Genomic DNA, 21841 nt, shown 5'->3' on the forward strand with positions numbered 1-21841 from the left:
CTAATTTTTTTGCGCTTGCTCTTCCACTGGTTACCGACCATGCCCATGTCCAGACCGGCCCGGACGCCTTGGCCGACCGATCCGAATTAAACCGCCCGAATCCATCCGCAGGAGTCCGTAACGGATATAAACGCCGTAGAACGTTTTCGACGCATCGTAAAGCTCGTTGCTAAAATCGTAGTAGCCGGTTGTTAGACCTATACCGAAACGGGGGGCAATTTGAGCAATGATGCTATAGGTTAGTTCAAGCATCAGGCTACCCTGTTTATCGAATATCCGCCCGGCGCCAATGGTCATTTCGTTGGCAAAAACTCCATAATTCGCCACATCCATCGTTACTCTACCTTCCAGAAACAAGGTCGAATCGGGACGCAATGAATTTCGACCGACGGCAATCCCCAGATCAATTACGTTGAACGTTTTGCCGATTTCGATACTCTGTGCAATACGATCTTTGGGTTTTCCGGCACCGGCATAAATCGCGAAGGGCATAGCCCGAACATACCACGGAGCAGCCTTAAAATTAAACACCGACCGAGTTGAATCTTCCGGCGACCGGCTTATGGCCCGATATGTTTGTTCATTCTGAGCAGCTCTGCTTTTTACCGAATCAGCCGATGCCTGAGCCCGCACGTCTACAATTCGAAGCAGTAAAATCGGTATTAACAGCAACAATAGACGTGTTTTCATAGCCAATAAGAAGTCCGAAATCCTGAGTTAGACACAGTAATGACAACGAATTCGTTCGCAAAAAAATAACCGCCTGGGCAGGGCGGTTACTCAATAGGGTTGGATATTCCTACCGACTGGCAACAGTCGATTTTCGGGTATGAATTTTCTGGATGACCCACTGGCCCACTTTTTCGCCTTCCAACTGTCCGTTGCTAACAGCCGAGCGGAAGTGGATACCGCCATACAGACGACTCACCGAGGCTTCGTCGGCGGCATCCCGAAACGAGGTAAACGAACGAACACCATGCCCATACCGAAACTCCGTTGAATCGGTAAAGGCAATAGTATCGCCCAGCAAATTGGTTAAAACAGTAGCCGCTGCCGTCGAAATGACACTATGTCCGCTCGGATATTCAGGAAAAGGCGGAGTCTGCAAAAATGGGGTCCATTTGGGGTCAATATATTTATTGATAACGGTTTCTGGCCGGACCGTTTTACTACGATATTTTTCGTCCCAGCACGAAATAAATCCATCACTCAACGCAAAGGATGTAAGCGTATAGGCTTCAACCGATTGCATCAGGTTTAGTTTTTTCTGACGAGCTACGGTTTCGGCAATGGCGAGCCAGTGTCCACCCGGTGTCATTTTTTTGCTGGCAAACATCACATGCCCGGCTACATTCATCACAAATGCATTATCGTCCCAGAAATAAGCGATATCCTGTTTTTGTTTATCCAGATTCTTTCCTATCAGATAAACCTCATCGAGTTCTTTTTGGTAGGGGCTTCCTTTGGTCAGGCTATAAGAAATGGGGCGGGGAGGCATAAACTGACTACAGGTATCCATAGCCCAGCAACGAATTCGGTTCCATTGGGGCTCGGCAGCATCCATATACGCTGGTGGAGTGGGTACCCAGGTACCTTCTTCGTTGGTGACGGTATGTTTAAACCCACGGGTTTGTTTATAGTTATCCTTGGCAGCGTAGTCGAGCACATGCTTGGCCACTGCTTCTCCATAAGCCATCGACCGGTCGTAGACCTCATCAGGAACGCCATCTTTCTTATACTGTTCATAAAAGGCTTTCTCAAATTCGTCATAAAATTCGACGGAGAACGTTAGCGCACGAGCCACGGTCAGAAAGGCATGAGCGCTAGCCAGCGGGAAACAATAGTCCTTACCGGCTTCTGGGGTAGGGCCCGCCTGAAAGTGCTTCAGTTGCCCGCTCAACGACTGATAGTTAGGATCAAATGGAACCAACGCTTCGTAACCGGCCAGATTGGCATATCCATAAATACGGCTGGCAACCGGTGGCGAAAATATATCATGAATAACAACTTCTGTTAGCTTATTCAGGGCTGCATTATAATACTCGGGATTGGCCGTTTTGGCCGTATACTCGGCTGGCGAAGACGACTTTTGACAACCTGTAAACGCAACGAATAGTAGAACCAGCAAAAAGCCAGATCGAAGCGGGACTTTCATACGATAAACGAGAAGTTGTGACAGTAACGATTTAGATTTTATTTATAATCCGTCTACAAAAATAGCAGAAAAAATACCTAATTAATCGTTACAAACACAAGCCATTTTCAACTAGCGTAATGGCCTGAATAGCTGTAATCCAGCACCGTTCCGGGCCACAACAATCAGAGTACCCTGCGCGGTTGGCAGAGGGCGTATATCCCGAATTTCGCCATTGAGCAAAAATCCGGCATCAATCGGTGAAGGAGCTGTAAAATGGCCTTTGCCGTCGTTTAACATGATCAGCCCAAAACTGGCATCATAGCGGCCCTGATAGGTGCTGACGCCATAAAAATTCCCTCCGCCCAGCACATCCAGATCGCCATCGTGATCAATATCGACAGCATCCAGCGCAAATAACTTTGAAACCTGTGCCATCATTGGCAATTCGTGTACAACAAATTTCGGCTCACCCTCTTTGCTACTCTGGTTTTCCAGATAAACCGACGAAAACTGATTTACAGTAAACTCGTCAGCGCCTTTTAGCTCATCATCTTTAATTATTTCATTAAGCGGTTTTCCGGCGAAGGATACATAATCAGTAAACCGTTTGTTGATAATGCCCGGCATTTGCTTGCCCAATTCATCTTTAAACGCCAGCGGATACCAGTCTTTACCCCGATTGTAGGCAATGATTTGCTCGGTAGTCTGATTATTATCCAGGTCTTTAACCCACATGCGCAGTTGCGAATCAGGTGTTTTACGGAACTTCGTATTTGTTCCCAGATTTCCGGCAATCAGATCAATATCGCCATCGTGGTCGAAATCGGCAGCTATAACCCGTTGATAGAAACCATTCAACGGAGCTTCGTCAGCCGTACTGATTTTAGTGGCTTCGAACCTGCCCTTATTATTAGCGAAAATACGAATGGGCATCCAGTCGCCAGCCAGAATTAAATCGGCATCCTTATCACCATCGTAATCTGTCCAGACCGCATCGGTGATCATACCCGCTTTCCGCAGTCCGGGTGCCAGCTTATCGGTCTGATCCGTAAACATTCCTTTACCATTATTAATGAGCAGGTATGAATTTGGCGATTTACCATAGGCAAACCCTACCACCCTACCCCCAACAAACAAATCGAGGTCGCCATCATGATCGATGTCGAATGGTCGAACACAGCTCTTGTTGTCGTACATCCGTGGCAAGGCACTGGCCGAGCGCGTAAAATTGCCCTTACCGTCGTTCAGATACAGGCGGTCGAACTGTTCGGGCATCTGTCCATAAAATTCATTACCACCCGATACAACATACAAATCGAGGTCTTTATCGCCATCGGCGTCGAAGAATGTCGCATCAACATCTTCGAAGGTCGAATCTTTCACAAAATCGGGCTGAACACTTGCTTTGAATCGGCCATTGGGTTGCTGGAGAAGCAAACTTCCTACCTGCCATTTCGCCCCGCCAGCATACATATCGGCCAGGCCGTCGCCATTCACATCGCCAATAGCCAGCCTTGGCCCTTCTGTCGATACCTGAAATGGCATAAGAGGCTCACGTACATAATCGAAGTATGACGAATTTTCTCGATGACGGTACGGAATCGAATCGGCCGTTGTCACATCCGTAAAGAGTGGCGGGTCTGTTCTTGTATACCGATATGTTTTGCCATCAAGCTTTGCATCGGTTTGTTTCAGGCTAAGTACCTGATCGGCCTTTACGTTGGTTTTTACTTCCATTTGCTGGTTTGGCCAGATCACAATCAGCGAGTCGATTTTGTCATGATGGCCCAATCCAAAAAGCAATTCAGGGGCTACCGACGATTCGAAACCGCGCGTCGGTATTAATTGCTGCATCTGCGTTGTATCGGCATGTGGCCCATATTTCAGAATAACTTTAGCCCCAACTCCGAAGCTATTAGGCAAATCACCGTTGAGCCGGATAGTTAGATGATGATTCTCGGGAAAAACAGTATTGGCGTTATTCTGATAAATGCTGGCGGGCGAGTCGATATTGTTGGTGACCAGATCCAGATCGCCATCGTTGTCGAGATCGGCATAAGCCGCACCATTCGAAAAACCCGGTGCCTCAAATCCCCAGGTCGTGGATTTATCTTCAAACCGCAACGATGGCGTTCCTCTGAACAGGTAGTTATGTACTTTACCTTCGGGCATCAGTTTGATAGCACGTTCGTCGAGTGCATCTGAGGTTTCCATGGCATACCGCAGCGAATCGTCGGCGGCAAACTTCACATAATCGAGGTTGTTTGGCCGGTGAACGATGCCATTGCTGATAAACAGATCCTTAATGCCGTCGTTGTCATAATCGGCCAGCAACGGAGCCCAGCTCCAGTCAGTGGCCGCAATGCCAGCCATAGCTCCAACTTCCATGAATTTCTTACCAGACATATTCAGTTGAAGACAGTTTCGGCTATACTGATTCATATAGCCATAAGCCAGTTTATACTGGTAAATATCGAGCGGATCTTCGCCCAGCGACGACTTTTCGATAGTTTCATCTTCAGGATACATATCGAGTGTAACGATGTCGGCAAAGCCATCGTTGTTGACATCGCCAATGTCGTTCCCCATCGAGAACCGGCTAGTGTGCTGAAACGCTTTTTTGCCGATTTCGGTAAAGGTTCCGTTCTGGTTATTCAGGTAATAGTAATCGTCTTCGTGGAAATCGTTGGATACATACAGATCCTCCCAACCGTCGTTGTTCAGGTCGGCAACCGAAATACCAAGGCCATAGCCCATAGCGGCACCGTAAATACCCGCTTTCTCACTCACGTTTATGAAGCGGGGAGCGCGGAGCAAGGAGCGCGGGGCAGTTGCCCCTGGCCCTTCGCCCTTCGTCCCTTGCTCCACAGTCATGTTTTTGTAGAGGTAATCGCCCGATTCATTATGCCGAAGATTCCGTGCCGTCACACGGTCATAGCTGCGTGAGGTATGAACCGCATGGTTGAGCAGGTAACAATCCAGGTCGCCATCATGGTCGTAATCGAAAAAGGCAGCCTGGGTGGAAAAACCGGTAAAATCAAGACCATAGTCGGCAGCTTTTTCTACAAAAGTTCCATCACCATTGTTAATGTAAAGCTCATTAGCTCCTTCCAAAGAGCGAAAATTACCAACAGCACACACATAAATATCCAGAAAACCGTCGCCATTGACATCGGCCATCGTGGCCCCGGTTTGCCAGTCTGAAAACCCTCCGACACCCGCTTTTTCGGTAATATCCTCGAATTTGAAATTTCCTTTGTTAAGGTAAAGTTTGTTTTTGCCCTGATTTGAAACAAAGTACAGATCGGTCAGACCGTCGTTATTGATATCGCCAGCCGAAACACCACCTCCATTGTAGAAATAGAGGTAATCAAGCAGGTTTAACTTTTCGGTAGGAACAAGGTGGTTTGTGAAACCAACCCCTGTTTGAGTTGAATCAAGAACCTGAAAAAGTGGCTTTTCTGACTTAAATGAATTGCAACCTGCCAATGTTAAGGCACCAGCAGCTAAAAATAAAGCAATGCGTTTCACCATAGGAATGATGAATGACGAATGATGAATGATGAATGATAACTAATAAATGACTCTAGTACTCTTTCAAAATCATTTATCATTCATCATTCATCATTCATCATTTATCACTCTATTTACTATTACTTGTTTACGAGATTAAAAACCTGCACCCGATCGTTGTTTTTAGCCAAAATAAGCTGTCCTTGTTTTAGTCTGGCCATATGACGTACCTGCCCACGAACGAAGAAGCCCGAAACCGCAGGATTCATAAATTCATACTCGATGGTTCCATTGGCGGCCTTGCCTTTGTTATGCAACACAACACCATAGCTCGCATCATAACGCCCTATCTCGGGCAGCACATCGAAGAAATTACCGGTCAATATCAGGTCTGTACGACCATCATGATCGTAGTCGAAAAAATCAACGCCACAAACGGGCGAATACTGCGCTTCGGCAGGCAGTTCCTGGTAGCTAAACTTTCCTTTTCCATCGTTCAGCAGTAGGGTCGTTGCGCCCATATAAGCATGCCGAACAGTAGCTTCCTTCAGCTGATCGTCGTCCAGTATTTCATTGATCTTCTTACCGGCAAAGTCGGTAAACTTCACGTATTTCTTTTTGATACTGGGCATTTCTTTCTGCAAATCCTGCTTCAGAATCATCGGGTATAACTCACCGGTTTCGTCGGCGCAGTTTATGATTTGCTCTACCGTTCCACTATGATCAAAATCGCCCACATACAGTTCGGCGGGTATGGTTTGTGTAGCCCGGATACGGGAGTTTAGTCCCAGATTACCTACCACCAAATCCAGATCGCCATCGCCGTCGGCATCACCTGCTTTTACACAGTTCCACCAGCCATTGGTTTTCAGAGCTTCTCCCTGTAGGCTGGCAACGCTCATAGCCGGATTTTGCGCCAACCGCCCGTGCTTGTTTTCAAAGATTGTTATAGGCATCCAGTCGCCAACCACAATTAGTTCGGGATATTGGTCGCCATTCAGGTCGGCCCAGGTGGCACTCGTTACCATGCCTAACTGGTCGGCTTCGGGCAAAAATCGCCGGGTATAGTTCTTGAAATTTCCTCTGCCATCGTTACTAAGCAAATAGCTGGGCGGATTGAAACCATACTGCCCTGGAATGAGTCTCGATCCAACAAATAAATCGATGTCGCCATCCCGATCAAAATCAGCGGCAGCTACACATGAGCCGCTGGCTTTTAGGTTTGGCAAGCCCGTTTCTGAACGTGTAAACCCTCCTTTCCCATCGTTGAGGTAAAGCCGGTCGAGCTGTTCTTCGGCTTCGTTTGTGAACTCATTACTGCCCGAAACAACATACAAATCTAAATCCTTATCGCCATCGGCATCGAACAACACCGCGTCGACCGCTTCGTAGGTCGTATCCTGACGCATCACTCCCGGGGTTTTATCGACAAACCGTCCGCCTGTCTGTTGCAGATACAGCCGATGCGAATGCCCGTTGGCACCACCCAGAAACACATCCTCCAGGCCATCGCCATTCACATCGCCGGTTGCCAGCGCTGGCCCTTCTGTAGAGTATTGCTGTTTTAAGAGCGCATCGCGGTTATAATCGACAAAATTGCTTTCAGTATGTACGAAGTTAATCCCGGATGCAAGTGTATTATCCTGAAAAATAGGTTTGTCGGTTTTAGCCGATGTTTTCCAGAGCTGATTGGCCTGTGTTTGCCGAAGCGTAAGCACCTGATTTGCCTTCGGTTGCCGTATGGTCTGCATCCGGTCGTCGGGCCAGATTACGACAACCGAATCGATCTGTGGGTTGCCGTTTAAGCCAAACAGTAGGTTCAAATCGACCGACGACTGAAAACCTCGGTTGGGCATCTGTTGCAAAACCTGTGTTTGCTTCGACTGGTAAAGAAATACCCGTGCCCCAATGGCATTACGGTTAAGCTCCGTTCCCTCCAGTTTTACCTTCAGGTAATTAGTCTTGTGTTTATCGACCGACTGGTTCTGATAAACCGCTACCGGCGCATTGACGTTATTGACAATCAGATCCAGATCGCCATCGTTGTCGAGGTCGCCATAGGCAGCACCGTTCGAGAAATCAGGCTCCGAAAGGCCCCAATCGAAGGCTTTATTGGTAAACTTCAGATTGCCTTCGTTATGAAACGCATAATTCGGAACCGCTTCGGAGGGCGCTTTATCAAGAAAGTCTTTAAAATTAAAGGCCCGCTGGCGCGCAATCTGGGCCATATTTTCGCGGTCGGCGAGAAAGTTTACAAAATCCTGGTCCGTAACATCTTTAGCAATGCCATTGGCGACAAACACATCTTTCAGCCCATCGTTGTCCATATCGAAGATCAGGGCACCCCAGCTCCAGTCGGTAGCCTGTACACCCGCAAACCGGGCCACATCGCTAAACACCGGGACAGCTCCCCCACCCTCAATGGGGGAGTTTGTCCCTAACGTAGCAGCGCCCTCCCCCTTTGGGGGCTGGGGGGCGTTACCCCGATTCAGATGCAGCATATTCTGCATGATCTGATAATGAAAATCGCGCCCAAGCTTTATCTGCTCCAGATCATGGCTTTCATAGGTCGATGTTTTTTTTAACCGACGGTCGTTGCCAGGCAACATATCGGTAATGAAAATATCGAGTTTCCCGTCATTATTAATGTCGGCCACATCGGCACCCATCGACGACAGGCTTGTGTGTGGCATCGACTCCTTTATGGTTTCCCTGAAGGTTCCGTCGTGATTATTGATGTAGAGGTAATCACGCTCATAGAAGTCGTTGGAGATATAAATATCAGGCCAGTTATCCTCGTTCACATCGCCAATGGTAATGCCCAATCCAAAGCCGATCAAACTTCCATAGATACCTGCCTTTTCAGAAACATCTTCGAATAGTGGCGAAGCAGTTGGTCCCGCCGGAGCACTTTTCCGCCGTTCCATGGTCATATTCCTGAACAGTTTATCGCCCCCCAGCGAATCACGTTGGGCCCGTAGATTGGCATAAACCAACCTACCTACAGGCATAAAACTATTATTGAGCAGATACATATCGAGGTCGCCATCGCGGTCATAATCGAAAAAGGCCGCGTGGGTTGAGTATCCCCGATTATTCAGGCCATATTGGGCAGCCTGTTCTGTAAATGTAGGAATGCCATTAGCATCGTTACCGTTGTTAATAAAGAGTTCGTTGGCCCGGTCGTCGCCATCGCGAATACCTGCGTTGCAAACATACAGGTCGAGTCGGCCATCGCCATTGACGTCGGCAAATGTAGCCCCGGTGCTCCAGGCTCGCTTTCCGGCTACGCCTGCTTTGGTTGTAACATCCTCAAACTGCATCTTACCTTTGTTCAGATACAGCTTGTTGTCGCCCATATTGGCTATCAGGAACAAATCTGATAAGCCATCGCCATTCACATCACCGATAGCAACACCTCCACCATTATAGAAATTACGATAATTAAAAATATTGAAATCCTTATCATCGGTGACGGTGTTCGTAAAATTGACTTTTGTTTCGTCGGGAGTGAGCTTTAGAAACAATGGATCTGTGGGTGTATGCTGTTCGGAACGGCAACCGGCCAGCCAACCAGTAAATAGAATCAATAGTATGCGAATCCGCATTAGCACAAGTACCTAAATGAATCGTTAGCCTATAAAAACGTGAGAAGGAAAGGTTTAGGAATAGCCGCAGGTAAGAGAACACAAATATAGCTGGTCTTGCCTATATTTTAGGCATTTTCCTGCAATTAATTGACTTTAAATCAGCCCAAAAACAACAAAGAGCAGGCTGAAAAGCCTGCTCTTTGCATAAACTACCCGTTAACTTAGTAACCAGGATTTTGTTTCAAATTTGGGTTCAGAGCCAGCTGGTCACGTGGGATTGGATACAGTTCCCAGTGCTTATCAGCATCTGCAGCTTTAAACCGCTTCGCATTACCAAATGTACCGAAACGAATCTGGTCCTGACGACGGTGGTATTCCCATGCCATTTCACGACCACGCTCTGCCAGAATAGCGTCCAGAGTCAACGTGGTAAAGTCTGGCATACCAGCCCGCTTACGAATTACATTAATATCTGTTAATGCAGCAGACATGTTACCCAGCCTAAAGTTTGCTTCGCCACGCATCAGATAAACGTCGGCTAACCGATAGACAACGAAATCATTGTCCTGGCTGGTGAAACTGTTGTTTTTCTGGATTTCATATTTCACGCTACGAGCCCCAGCAACCCGTCCTGGTGCACCGGCTGGCAATACAAGAGCTGGAACTTCAGGTGTGAAAGCGAGCGGAATGGCATCATCCATCAGTGGTGTGCCATCAGCTTTATATTGCTGTCCAACCAGCCACATTTTTTTCCGTACGTCTTTATCGTCGAACGAATTGTAGAACTCTGTCACAGCTGCAAACCCATTCCAAGGAGCCGTTCCAAGGTTATAGGTAAGCTGGTTCAGATAGTGCAGGTTTTGCATCTGAACCTGAAAACCCTGCCGTTTTGACTTGTCGAAAGGCGTAGCAAGAATAATTTCAGGCGAGTTCTGATTCTGGGTAACGAAGTTGCTGAAAAAGTCACCAACAATCTGGAATTTCCCCGAATTGATGATATTATCACAGTGTGTGATTGCATCTGCCCAGCGAGCCGTACCTGTATATACCTGCGCATTCAGGTACATTTTGGCCAGAATCATATCGACCACATATTTATTCATGCGGCCATAATAGGCTCCACCAACCGTGCTGCTCAAATCTGGATAAATAGCCAGCAACTCTTTTTCGACCCAGGCAAATACCTCGGCACGGGTGCTCTGCTTAGGCGTAGTAGCACCAACGGCATCGGCAATAATAACATTACCGAACAAATCCATTGCTTCGTAGTGGAAGAAGGCCCGTAGTGCCCGTAACTCGGCCTTAACCCCAGCGTCCGTAATGGTTCCTAACTGCTGGTTAATGGATGTAATGTTGTTATAACACCAGTTCCATGGACCATTGAACTGGCCGTTATCCGTAACAGGGTCCCAAGTGTGTGTATATAACCGAACCCAGTTATCGCCATCTTTCCAGTCACCACCACGAGTTGGGACAATTTGCTCATCAGTGGTAGTATTCAGGTTGGTCAAATTGCCATAGTAATCGCCCAGACCGTTATAAAGTGGACCAATCAAGGCAGCCTGCTGTGCAGCTGTACTACCAAAGTTACCACTGGTTGGAATAACGTCGTAGGTTGTCTCCGTCAGATCTGTACAGGCCTGTCCTGCAAACACCATCGCCAGACAACTCAGAACTAGTTTATAATTAGTGCTTTTCATGTCTTAATACTCAATAAGTGATTAGAACGTCAGATTGAGACCTAGCTGGAATGTGCGTGTTTTCGGATAAACCCCATAAGCATCTAAGCCAACGTTGTTAGGAGCCTGTGTTGTACTATTTGGCAAATCACCTTTTACCTGTAATTCAGGGTCAATACCTTTATATTTGGTAATGATGAAGAGGTTGTTACCACCTAGATAAACACGGGCATTTGAAATGTATTTACTTTCTGGCAGTGGGATATTATATCCGATTTGCCAGTTGTCAAAGCGAACAAATGAGCCACTTTCGATCCAGTTTGTAGACAGCACGTTAATACCGTAGTTTTTGGGCATCGTCGTTACGTCCTGCAACATATTCGTTTCCAGAATCGAACCTGGAATCATCAGGTTAGAACGCAGGTTATTCAGGATTTTATTACCAAATGTACCGCGCAACTGAAAATACAAATCAAACCCTTTGTAACGGAATGTGTTAATAAACGAAGCATTTAAAAATGGCTGTGGGTTACCTTGTTTTAGGGGCGATCCAGCAGCAATAGCCGCAGCAGCATCTGCTTTAGAAACATCCGTTGTAGGCGTGTCACCAGAACCTGGCTTCAATAATACCTGTCCCGATGAGTTATAGCCAACGAAAGTTGGAACGTTGTTAAACTCACCTAATGGCTGACCAGGTGTCAAGTAAGAGCCGTAAACGTCAGATAGACCACGACCGCCAAATGGGTTAAACCGGACTAAGCCTGTGTTAAACTGATCGTTCGATAACGAAACAATCGTGTTTTTGTTATACGCTGCTACTAACTTGGCATTCCAGGAAAAAGCCCCTTTCTGAATGACATCACCACCAAACGAAAACTCAACCCCTGAGTTCCGCATCGACCCTACATTTGCCAGAATAACGTTGGTAAAGTACGTTACACCATCGGCAGGTACGTTATACGGATACAGCATGTCTTTCGTCAGCTTATTATAGTACTCCAGCGTACCTGAGAAACGACCACCAACCAATTGGAAATCTAATCCTACGTTCGCTGTTGTCAGTACTTCCCATTTCAGGTTTGGATTCGCATTCTGCGTAATACCGTAGCCTGGCAGGAAGTCACCCAGTGATCCATCGTAGTAGGTACCTTTCTGACCATACAACTGAACAGAGTTATAAGGAGCTATACCTTCGGAGTTACCCGTTTGTCCCCAGCCCGCACGTAGTTTCAGATAGTTAAGTGCATTTCCTTTCGGGAAGAACGATTCGTTAGTGATCGTCCAGCCTAAACCAACCGAAGGGAACATCCCCCATTTGTTGTTAGCACCAAATTTAGAGCTACCATCCCGACGCAAGGTGGCCGTAAGATTATAACGATCGTTTACGTTTACAGTTGCACGACCAAAGAACGAAATCAGCTTAGACTGATTCCGGTTCGAAACGGCGTAGTTATTAGAAGGGTTAACCAATGTACCAGAACCTAAGCCCAGGTTGTTGTAGGTAACATCAGTTGTAATAAACCCTGAGTTAGCAGCTGTAAAGCCATCGTTATCGAACTGTTGATACGAGTAACCACCAAGCACATTGAAATTACTGCTTTGCCCCTCGCCAAAGCCTTTCGTATAGCTCAGAGTAGTTTCCATCAGCTTTGTGTTGCTTTCGGTATAGCTACGACCAGCACGTCCGTTGTTAGCGGAATAGGCTTTTACATTCGGGTCGGTCGAAAAAGCGGCAACCGTATTATCGCGTTGCAATTGGCCACTTACGCCGAAAATTAAACCATCAATAATTTCGTAGCGCAGTGTAGCGCCCGCCTGTAAATAATGCTGGGTAGCGGTATTGGTCGATGTTTCCAGCATAGCCACCGGGTTAAACAGATCGAAGCTACCTCCTACTTCAGCATACGAACCGTCGGCATTACGAATAGGTAATGTTGGCAAAAACGTTAAGGCGCGGTTCAGAATGCCATTCGATCCACCAGAGCCACTAATATTCGGAGCACCATTGGCATTGTTATCAGGGAAATTCCGGTTCGTTTCAGAATAAGACAGATTATACTGAATATTCAAGCGGTTATCAAACGCTTTCTGATCAAGGTTGATACGACCCGTAACACGATCAAAACCTGTGCGCTTAATAATACCCTGGTTATTGATGTAGTTTAACGAACCACGATAACTAAATGTAGGCGAACCACCAGCAACAGCTAAATCGTGGTTATTCGTAACAGCGGTACGCGTAATCTCTTTGATCCAGTCAGTATTATAGTTACCAGCAGGGAAACGCTGGGCATCCATTAGGGCAGAATCTCCTTTGATTGATTGTACTGCTGAACGATATCCATTTGCGTCCAGCATCTTCAGCCGATTCGAAATAACCGATACCCCTACATAGTTATTAAAGGTAACGGTTGCCTTGCCCGATTTACCCCGTTTGGTGGTAACCAGAATAACCCCATTCGCAGCACGCGAACCATAGATGGCGGCTGCCGAAGCATCTTTCAATACATCCATTGACTCAATATCCTGAGGAGATATCGTATTAATTGGAACACCAATCATACCATCCACCACATACAGAGGATCTGAACCACCAGCCAATGAGGTGTATCCACGTAGGCGAACAGTTGGAGATTGGTTCGGGTCGCCTGAAGGAGCGGTAATAACCAGACCAGCAACTTTACCCTGAATAGCCTGGAGCGGGTTAGGGTTTACTCCAGCGTTAAAGTCTTTAGAAGAAACCTGCACTACCGAACCGGTCAGGTCTTTCCGCTTGGCTGTACCATAACCAACCACAACAACCTCTTCGAGTGCTTTAGCGTCATCAGCTAATTTCACGTCAGCCGTTGACCGATTACCGACAGCAACTTCCTGAGATGTATACCCGATAAAACTGAAAACGAGTGTGGCATTATCAGGAACATTGTTGATCGAATATTTACCATCGGCATCGGTGTTGGTTCCTCGCTGTGTGCCTTTAATCTGTACACTTACTCCAGGCAGACTTGCTCCTGCTGGGTCAGTTACAGTCCCCGTTACAGTGCGGCCCTGTGCCCATGCAACCGAATTGCTTAATAGCAGCATTACCAGCATTACCAGAAAACCTAGTATTGTTTTCTGTTTTAATGACTGGGGTTGAGTAAGCTCAACCAGACCTACGTAACCACGAGTGTGGTTAATTGTGTAGGATTTGTCCATCATAGGTTTGCAGTAAAAAGTTTATAATATGGTATGTGTTAAGGTTAAAGTTGGTATGCTCTACAATGGTCTGCTCTTATCGAAAAAACCTACTATCCCTCTCTGTTTCATAGGGCTAGCACATTAATTGGTAACTAAGCTTGATTTTATAGAACATATACCCGAACCAGTCGGCAAATTACTAAATGTCATCCTTAAAATACAAATCTGCCATGTTAAAATCGGCTTAACCAGAATCAAAATTGTGTCATAAAATTTCTTAAAACCTTGTACAAAAGCACGATTTCTCTTACTTGAGCTTCTGCGTATAATACTACAACAAGCTGATTATTAATCAAATAAACACATTCTTATCCCCTAATTTTTATAATTATTTAAGGTGGCTACTATTTCTCAATTTCCTTAAATAAGTCTGAGAATTTTGAAAGATTTACAGCTAATTTTGCCTAAATTCTGGCATTGAGCCACTAGTCATGCGCCACGAGCCGTGCGCCACTCGTTCTATACTTATGGATTCTGAAGTTATACGCCGTCTGGCTGATCAACTCTCGGGCGATATCTACGACAGCCCCACCTATCGTACTCTTTATGCAACGGATGCATCAGCATACCGTGAAGTACCCACTGCCGTAGCTTTCCCTAAAACTATTGATGACTTAAAGGCATTAATTGCCTTTGCCCGTGAGCATAAAACCTCGCTTATTCCGCGCACAGCCGGAACTTCGCTGGCTGGGCAGGTTGTAGGCAATGGTATTGTTGTTGACGTTTCCAGACACTTCACCAATATTCTGGAAGTTAACCCCGAAGAACGATGGGTACGGGTGCAGCCAGGTGTTGTACGCGACGAACTGAATATCTTTCTGAAACCCTACGGTCTCTATTTTGGCCCCGAAACCTCTACGGCAAACCGGGCTATGATTGGCGGAATGGTGGGCAACAACTCGTGCGGTTCTAACTCCGTTGTTTACCGGGCAACCCGCGAACACACGCTGTCGGTAAAAGCCTTGCTCTCCGACGGTTCAGAAGCCGAATTTGGCGCGTTAACTAGGTGGGAGTTCACAAAACAGCTTGCCGAAGCCAGTCAAAAAACGACAGAAGTAACCCGGAGTTCAGCAGCGCTGGCCGATAAAATTCTATCGACAACCAATGCCATTTTAGCCGATTCTGTCAATCAGAGAGAAATTCGGAAAAATTTCCCAAAAAAATCCATTGAGCGACGGAATACGGGCTATGCCCTGGATGTGCTGCTGGATATGGAGCCATTTACATCGGGCGGAGAACCGTTCAATCTGGCAAAGTTGATTGCAGGCTCCGAAGGAACACTTTGCTTTCTGACCGAAATAAAGCTGAATCTGGTTCCGTTGCCGCCTAAAGAAGGGGGCCTGGTTTGTATTCACTGCCACTCTATCGACGAAGCCTTACGGGCTACCCTGGTGGCTCTCAACTATAAGCCCTATGCCGTCGAACTGATCGACGATATTATTCTGGAACGGGCCGATTCAAATCCTGAGCAGCGAAAAAACAGCTTTTTTGTTCAAAAAACGCCTAGTGATCATTTTCCGATCATTCTGGTTGTCGACCTTTCCCGCGATACGCAGGCCGAAATAAAAGCCCTGGCCGGTGCCATGGAGGCCGAGCTGCGAACCGAAGGGTTGGGCTACCACTATCCGCTCCTGTTTGGCGAAGACACCAAGAAAATATGGACACTCAGGAAAGCTGGACTGGGGCTGCTGGGAAATCTCCCCGGCGACGAAAAAGCGGTAGCCGTAATTGAAGATACGGCCGTCGATGTTCGTGACCTGCCCAATTATATCCGCGACTTCAATGAGATTCTACACAAGCATAATATGCATTCGGTACATTATGCCCATGCCGGTTCGGGTGAATTGCATCTGCGACCAATTATCAATCTAAAAACCGAAGAAGGCCATCGGCAGTATCGGATGATTGCCGAAGAAATTGCAACCCTTGTCAAAAAATACGACGGGTCGCTGTCGGGTGAACATGGCGACGGACGCTTGCGGGGCGAATTTATTCCGCAAATGGTTGGACCGCACAACTATGAGTTGATGCGGCAAATCAAGCATACGTGGGACCCGGAAGGTATTTTCAACCCCGGCAAAATTGTTGAAACGCCCCCCATGGACACATTCCTGCGGTATGAAGCGGGCCAGCAAACACCAGAGTTTAAGAGCTATTTTCGCTATAAGGACCAGAACGTACTGCAACATGCCGAACAGTGCAACGGGTCGGGCGATTGCCGGAAAACGCAATTATCGGGCGGAACCATGTGCCCCAGCTACATGGCCACCCGCAATGAGAAAGACACAACCCGGGCACGGGCCAACATCCTGCGCGAGATGCTGACGCGGTCGCCGAAGGAAAACCGGTTCGATCATGAAGAAATCAAAGAGGTGTATGACCTCTGCCTGTCGTGCAAAGGTTGTAAGAGCGAATGCCCATCAAACGTTGATGTAGCCAAGCTAAAAGCCGAATTTCTGCAACACTACTACGACACCAACGGTGTTCCGGTTCGGTCGCAGTTGATCGCCAATTTTGCCCGCCTGTCGAGTCTGGCATCGGTTGTCCCCTGGGCCTGGAATGGCGTGTTGGGTACGCCTTCGCTCCGGCGCATTGCAAACCGTATGGTTGGTTTCCACCCCGACCGAACCATGCCTTTGCTCAGCAATGTGACGTTGAAAAAGTGGGCAGAGGACCGCCACACCCCACCACTCTCCGCACGAAGCCTTTTGCTCTTCTGCGATGAGTTTACGAATTACAACGATGTAGAGGTTGGGCAGAAGGCCATTCAGCTATTCGAGCAACTTGGCTATACGGTTATTATTCCGGAACATGGCGAAAGTGGCCGAGCGGCTTTGTCGAAAGGAATGCTGAAATATGCTAAAAAGCTGGCCGAACGGAATATTCACTTATTAAAAGATGTAGTTACGACCGAAACACCGCTGGTCGGTCTTGAGCCATCGGCCATTCTTACCTTCCGCGACGAATATCCCGATCTGGTCGATGAATCGCTGATGGCCGATGCCAAACGACTGGCCGAAAACACGCTGACCTTCGAAGAATTCATTGCCCGTGAATCGGATGCGGGGCGAATCAAGCCAGAACAGTTTACGACCGAAAAACGGCTGATTAAACTTCATGGCCATTGCCAGCAGAAAGCAGTATCGTCGTTAGTACCGGGCAAAAAAGCGTTGTCGTTACCCGCCAATTATACGACACAGTTGATTCCTTCGGGTTGTTGTGGTATGGCCGGTTCATTTGGCTACGAAGCCGAACATTATGATGTTTCGATGCAAATTGGTGAACTCGTCCTGTTTCCGACTGTTCGCCAGCAACCCGATGAGGTGATTATTGCCGCTCCTGGCACTTCATGCCGCCATCAGATCAAAGATGGCACAGCACGAAAAGCCAAACATCCGGCCGAAATCTTATTCGAAGCCCTAAACTAGGTTTCAAGGGTTTCTTTTAACCATTGTACAGCGTAGTTAAAATTACGTTGTACAATGGCACTATTCTGGCACTCGCTTACTTTTCTTCTTCCTCCACCACTGCTACCATTATATAACTGTTGACTCCACAAAGGAGGAAAAGTGATATTGCCCATTGATAATTAATATACGTCTTGTAAATTTCAGAAAACAAAAATCATATTAAAGAAACTTATATTCTGTAATGATAAACTCTATACGGCTAATTTTTATAAGTAGCTGTATTTTGTTCTGGTTTTCGGCATCGGCGCAACGTGTTCCCAACAGCACGCAACTCAAATGCGCTACGCCCGATCTGACAACAGCTCAACTACAGGCGTTGAATAATCAGGCAGCGTTTGCCTTAAAGATTAAACAAGCGTCGGGAGTTGGCCAGACCGGAATTAAATACGTGCCAATCCGTCCGCATATTTTTCGGCGTAGCGACGGAACGGGTGGCATGGCACTGGCAAAACTGAACAACATCATTGCCCTTACAAATAGCTATTACCTGCTCAACGGTAGTGGCATTCAATTCTATTTAGCCGGTACTACCCCCGACTATATCGACAACGATGCTCTCTATACTAGTTTTCCGGCTTATAATGAGACATCCGTTGAGGGTCGCGATGCGCTCAATGCCATGAACCAATATTATGTGAATGCATTCGATCAGAATAATCTGGGTGGTTATGCGCATTTTCCAAACATTGATAACATTCAATCGACGCGCTCATTTATCCTGAATGAAAGTGACGAGAACGATCTGGGCAATCGGCTGATACCGCACGAACTTGGTCACAGCTTCAGTTTGTATCATACATTCGGCAACCTGAGTTCGGGCACCGATGAACTGGTAACACGCGGAACCGGAGCCAATTGTGCCACAGCGGGCGATGAACTCTGCGACACGCCAGCAGACCCCTACGGCAAAACCGGAGCCACTACGGTTTACATCAATGGTTGCGAAACGTACAACGGCATTGCCAAGGATGCGCAGGGCAAACCTTATTCGCCTTCCATGACTAACATTATGTCGTATTACTTTCCCTGTACGCACGATTTCACACCAGGGCAGTATGAACGCATACAGGCCGGACTGGCCCTCCGCCAGACCCATACCTCCTATTCCCTCAATTATCCACCGACAGTGGTGGCGGCTCCCACCAATGTTTCAGCCGTAATCAACAGCGGCAATGTCGTACTCACCTGGCAGGATAATGGAACCAATGAAATGGGCTATTTCATCGAACGATCTACCTCAGGAACAACTGGATTTGTTCCGGTAGGTGGCGTTGCTACCGATGCGACTACCTATACAGATACGAAGGCCGCGCCACTAACTACCTATTACTACCGTGTTCGCCCATCCAATAGTACAACACAGGGAATAAGCCCTGTTGTTAGTATTGCAACCCCAGCCTGCCATCCTTTTTATTATTACAACTGTGCCGATGGCGACGGCCTGAAAAGCCTGGTTGTTAATGGCACCGTACTAAGTCAAAATTCGGGTTGCTCGCTGGGGGGATATAGTTCCAGCACGGTGGTTTCGGGCACCGTTACCAGCGGTCAGTCGGTTACGTTTACGGGCACATTACTCAACTCAACCTATTCAGAAGGCGTTGCGATCTGGGCCGATCTGAACCGGAATGGCCTGTTTGAAACCAGCCAGAACGAGCTTTTATACCAAACGCCCAGCAGCACAACGGCACCTTTTTCGGGAAGCTTATCGTTTCCGGCCAGCCTTACGGCGGGCCCAATAGCTATACGTGTGGTTGTAGCCTATAACCTGGTTCCATCAGACCCCTGTGGCATTTACACTTACGGAGAAACGGAAGATTATCAACTCCTGGTAGTGAACCCGCCATCGGCCGATCTGAGTTTGAGTATTCAGGCTAGTAACCGCACGCCATTAGTGAATCAGACGATGAGTGTATCCGTAACAATTCAGAACAATGGGCCCAACAATGCAACAGGAATCAGTTGGCAAAACCGTCTGCCGTCTACTCTTAGTTTCGTTAGTGGCAGTGCGGGCGTTGTTAGCTCAGGCACCGCAATTGGTGGTAGTGGTATTGCAATTAACAGCGGGGCTTCGGCCACGTTTTCCTATCAGGTAAAACCTACCCAAGCGGGTACTTACCTGAATGCCGCTCAGATCATAACCAGCAACCAAACCGATCCAGACTCACAACCGGGCTCGGGTACGGGCGACGGCCAGGATGATACTGCAACCCTGGACATTCGAACACCCGACAGCAGTACGGCTATTTATGCCTCTCCTAATCCGAATCAGACACCGCTTCCGGCTGTATCGTCAAACCAGCCTGCTCCCGACCCCACAAAAGCCGATTTGTCGCTGGCCCTAAGCGTCGATACGAGAACACCGAAATCAGGGCAACCCGTAACGTTTTCGGTCATAGTCAGCAATGCGGGCGGCTCGACGGCCAGTACGGTTGTGGTTCGGGATACATTGTGGGGAATGACGTTTGTAGGTTCGCCATCTGGTGTAAGCGTAGTAGGTAGTGGGAATGGCTACAGCATTGTTCAGGCTACAATTGCTTCGATTGCCGCTGGTAGCTCGGCTCGATTAGTCTTTACGGCTACCCCAACGTCAACGGGCCATAGTATCAATTCGGCTCAGATATGGTCGTCGACCCCATCAGACCCCGACTCAACGCCAGGTTCGGCAACGCCAACAGCCAATAATCTGAACGGCGAAGACGACACCGCTTCAATTGATCTGCGAGTGGGTTCATAACCGACGCCGTATCTATGCCCCAAATGGCCATTGCTTACGCACAACCGCCGAAACAAGAAATGCAACAACGCCCGCACTAATTACGAGCAAGCCCGAAAGCATAAACGTAAGGCCCGTTGAGAAGAAAATAAAGAGCCAGACACCAATGGCCAATAACACGGGAACTGGATATAACGGCATACGAAACGGAAATTCCGATGCTTTCCGTCGACGGTGCAACAACAACAGACCAATGGCCTGCCCAACAAACTGAACTACAATCCGCATAGCCAGAATAGCCGTAATGACATCGCCCAGTCGGAATAAGAGACTGAACACAAACCCCAACCCGCCCAGAAAAAGCAGCGAAATATAGGGAAACTGACGGGTTGGATGAAGCCGGGCAAAAATTGGGAAGAATTGTCCGTCGGCGGCAGCCGCGTACGGCACTCTCGAATAACCCAGCAAGACGGCAAATAAAGACGAAAAGGCAACCAGCAATACCAGCACCGTGGCTAGTTTAGCGGCTGATGGCCCATAGAGCGTTTCTACGAATGTGCTGACAATGAAATCGCTGTTTTGCGCAATTTGCCACGGCACCACACTGACCACGCTTAGGTTCATGAGCAAATACAGGGCAGCAATGCCAGCAATGGAGATAAACATGCTGGCCGGAATATTGCGGGTTGGCTTCTGAATTTCGCTACCCAGATGGCAAACATTGTAGTAGCCTAAATAACAATAGATTGTTTTCACGGAAGCCTGCCCCAAACCAGCCGCAATCAATCCGCCACTAACCGAGCCCATCGATTGTAGTGTTTCTGCCAGCGGAATGCGCGAATTGCTGAGTCCACCCACAATTATCCAGCCGAGTGTGATCAACACAGCTCCCCACATTACCAGGCCAATCTTGCCGATAGAGTCGATTTTCCGATATAAGAGGATAATAATCAACACAACAATACCGCCCGAAACGGCCCGACGCTGCCAGTCATCGAGCGGCACCAGATACGATGCATACTGCGAAAAACCGATTGCCCCCGAAGCCACCACCAACGGTGCCTGAATCAGCGTTTGCCAAACATACAGAAACGACAGGAGCTTTCCCCAACGGCGTTCACCATACGAAATTTTCAGAAAATTATAGCTTCCTCCCGCCTGCGGGAAAGCCGCTCCCAGCTCAGCCCAAACAAAAGCATCGATAACCGACACGAGTGCGCCCAGTATCCATGCCCATAAGAATTGTGGTCCACCCAGAGTTTTAATTACCAGCGGCAATACCACAAACGGCCCAATACCGACCATGTCGATCATGTTCAGAGCCGTTCCCTGAAGCAAATTCAGACGTCGCGGCAACACTGGCTCAACACCATGCGCTCCCGACGATCCTGACGAGGAATTGGAGGGGGTAGAATCAATCAATGGCGTACAGGAATAATAATCTACCTAACGAACAGGCAACGGTTTGACCAAACGTAAAAGTTCGGTTTCTACAAGCC

The 21841-nt window shown here is 47.7% G+C and carries 9 protein-coding genes; 2 read left to right on the plus strand and 7 right to left on the minus strand.

Annotated elements, in window-relative coordinates:
- Positions 1 to 30: 30 nt before the first annotated feature.
- The 6 genes from WBJ53_RS29080 to WBJ53_RS29105 all read right to left on the minus strand — a co-directional run bounded on the left by WBJ53_RS29080 (position 31) and on the right by WBJ53_RS29105 (position 14120).
- On the minus strand, positions 31 to 690 hold the full coding sequence (locus WBJ53_RS29080) for a hypothetical protein (RefSeq protein WP_338872875.1): 660 nt from the start codon (positions 688 to 690) through the stop codon (positions 31 to 33).
- Between the two features lie 109 nt (positions 691 to 799).
- Complete coding sequence (locus WBJ53_RS29085; protein WP_338872877.1) at positions 800 to 2155, minus strand: vanadium-dependent haloperoxidase; 1356 nt, start codon at positions 2153 to 2155, stop codon at positions 800 to 802.
- A gap of 111 nt (positions 2156 to 2266) precedes the next feature.
- Positions 2267 to 5671: a VCBS repeat-containing protein gene (locus tag WBJ53_RS29090; protein ID WP_338872879.1), complete on the minus strand. Its 3405-nt coding sequence runs from the start codon at positions 5669 to 5671 to the stop codon at positions 2267 to 2269.
- Between the two features lie 119 nt (positions 5672 to 5790).
- The gene (locus tag WBJ53_RS29095; RefSeq protein WP_338872881.1) at positions 5791 to 9258 is read right to left on the minus strand and encodes a VCBS repeat-containing protein; all 3468 of its coding nucleotides are present in this window, start codon (positions 9256 to 9258) and stop codon (positions 5791 to 5793) included.
- Positions 9259 to 9461: 203 nt separating this feature from the next.
- The gene (locus tag WBJ53_RS29100; RefSeq protein WP_338872883.1) at positions 9462 to 10940 is read right to left on the minus strand and encodes a RagB/SusD family nutrient uptake outer membrane protein; all 1479 of its coding nucleotides are present in this window, start codon (positions 10938 to 10940) and stop codon (positions 9462 to 9464) included.
- Positions 10941 to 10961: 21 nt separating this feature from the next.
- On the minus strand, positions 10962 to 14120 hold the full coding sequence (locus WBJ53_RS29105) for a TonB-dependent receptor (protein ID WP_338872885.1): 3159 nt from the start codon (positions 14118 to 14120) through the stop codon (positions 10962 to 10964).
- A gap of 506 nt (positions 14121 to 14626) precedes the next feature.
- Here WBJ53_RS29105 and WBJ53_RS29110 point away from each other — a divergent pair.
- Together WBJ53_RS29110 and WBJ53_RS29115 are read left to right on the plus strand one after the other, a co-directional pair.
- Positions 14627 to 17587 (plus strand): FAD-linked oxidase C-terminal domain-containing protein, encoded by a 2961-nt coding sequence (locus tag WBJ53_RS29110; protein WP_338872887.1) that lies wholly within the window; start codon positions 14627 to 14629, stop codon positions 17585 to 17587.
- 223 nt (positions 17588 to 17810) lie between these two features.
- The gene (locus WBJ53_RS29115; protein ID WP_338872889.1) at positions 17811 to 20363 is read left to right on the plus strand and encodes a GEVED domain-containing protein; all 2553 of its coding nucleotides are present in this window, start codon (positions 17811 to 17813) and stop codon (positions 20361 to 20363) included.
- Positions 20364 to 20375: 12 nt separating this feature from the next.
- On the opposite strand, the gene WBJ53_RS29120 is transcribed toward WBJ53_RS29115, so the two are convergent.
- Positions 20376 to 21764, minus strand: a complete 1389-nt coding sequence (locus WBJ53_RS29120) for an APC family permease (RefSeq protein ID WP_338872891.1) — start codon at positions 21762 to 21764, stop codon at positions 20376 to 20378.
- Between the last annotated feature and the right edge of the window lie 77 nt (positions 21765 to 21841).

Origin of the sequence: Spirosoma sp. SC4-14, from assembly GCF_037201965.1 — a bacterium.
In the GTDB taxonomy this organism is placed as follows: domain Bacteria; phylum Bacteroidota; class Bacteroidia; order Cytophagales; family Spirosomataceae; genus Spirosoma.

Excerpts from the sequence above, each read along its gene's own strand:
- WBJ53_RS29100 (WP_338872883.1), bottom strand. The coding sequence starts at position 10,940 with ATGAAAAGCACTAATTATAAACTAGTTCTGAGTTGTCTGGCGATGGTG.
- WBJ53_RS29095 (WP_338872881.1), bottom strand. The coding sequence starts at position 9,258 with ATGCGGATTCGCATACTATTGATTCTATTTACTGGTTGGCTGGCCGGT.
- WBJ53_RS29090 (WP_338872879.1), bottom strand. The coding sequence starts at position 5,671 with ATGGTGAAACGCATTGCTTTATTTTTAGCTGCTGGTGCCTTAACATTG.
- WBJ53_RS29115 (WP_338872889.1), top strand. The coding sequence starts at position 17,811 with ATGATAAACTCTATACGGCTAATTTTTATAAGTAGCTGTATTTTGTTC.
- WBJ53_RS29080 (WP_338872875.1), bottom strand. The coding sequence starts at position 690 with ATGAAAACACGTCTATTGTTGCTGTTAATACCGATTTTACTGCTTCGA.
- WBJ53_RS29105 (WP_338872885.1), bottom strand. The coding sequence starts at position 14,120 with ATGATGGACAAATCCTACACAATTAACCACACTCGTGGTTACGTAGGT.
- WBJ53_RS29085 (WP_338872877.1), bottom strand. The coding sequence starts at position 2,155 with ATGAAAGTCCCGCTTCGATCTGGCTTTTTGCTGGTTCTACTATTCGTT.
- WBJ53_RS29110 (WP_338872887.1), top strand. The coding sequence starts at position 14,627 with ATGGATTCTGAAGTTATACGCCGTCTGGCTGATCAACTCTCGGGCGAT.